The 1,121-nt window shown below is 75.8% G+C and carries 1 pseudogene; it reads left to right on the top strand.

Going from position 1 to position 1,121, the window contains the following annotated elements:
- Positions 1-1,121 (top strand): annotated as a pseudogene (locus ACWJ6R_RS36815) (sensor histidine kinase); the annotation flags it as partial.

Below are 1,121 nucleotides of genomic sequence, written 5' to 3'. Positions count from 1 at the left end.
TGGCCGCGCTGCTGGCCTCGCCGCGGCGGCTCGCCCCCGTCGTGGTCGCCGTGCTGGCCGTGGCGCTCACCGTCACCGGGTCCGTCGCGGGTCTGGGCCTGCCGCCCGAGTGGTCCCTCGACGTGCCCGCCTCCCCCGACCACGCGGCGGGGCTGATCTTCCCCGTGGTGGGCGCGTTCCTGCTGGCGCACGGCGTCCGCCCGATCACGGGCTGGCTGATGTGCGCCGGCGGCCTTGGCTGCGCGGTCCACGTCTTCTCGGACTCCGCCATGTTCGCCGCCGCCTCCTCCGGGGACCTCGCCGCCGCCGGCTACCTGCGCTGGTTCAGCGTCGCCGGCTGGGGCGTCGGCGGCATGCTGCTCGCCGTCGTCCTCCCGCTGTACTCCCCCGACGGCCGTCTGCCGTCGCCGCGCTGGCGGCCGGTCCCGGTGCTGGGCGTCGCCGTGCTGGTCGCGCAGGCCACCCTGCAGATCCTCCGCCCGACGCCCCGTCCGGAGACCTACCCCCACCCGCAGGTGATCCCCAACCCGCTCGCGGTGGAGGCGCTGGCCCCCTACTACCGGCCGTCACTGCTGGTCCTCAGCACCGCGGTCTCGGTGCTCGTGGTCACGGCCGTGCTCTCCCTGGTCCTGCGCCTGCGCCGGGCCGATCCCGTCGTCCGCCGGCAGATCGCCTGGCCCCTGTCGGCCTTCGCGGTCTACAGCGTCTGCCTGATCGCCGGACCGGACTGGTGGCTGGCCGCCACGATCTGGACCGGCCTGATCCCGGTGGCCATCGCCTTCTCCGTGCTGCGCTACCGGCTGTACGGCATCGACACCGTGATCAGCCGGGCCTTCGTGGCCGCCGGGCTGGTCGCCGCGGTCAGCGTCGTCTACTTCGGCGCGGGCGCCCTCGCCGGGATCGCCCTGTCGGACTACGACCGGATCGGCGGCCTGGTCGCCGCGCTGTTCGCGGGCGCCTTCTTCCATCCTCTCCGCCACCTGCTGCGGCGCCTGGTCGACCGGCTCATGTACGGCACGCACGGCGACCCGGCGGTCCTGGCCGCCCGGCTGGCGCGGGAGGTCGGGGAGGCCGAGCCCGCGGGCGCGCTGGCCGCCGTCGCCGCGGTGATCCGCGACGGG

Source organism: Planomonospora algeriensis (assembly GCF_977012225.1).
The sequence above is the reverse complement of the archived record's forward strand: the minus strand, read 5'-3'. Positions and strand labels throughout refer to the sequence as shown.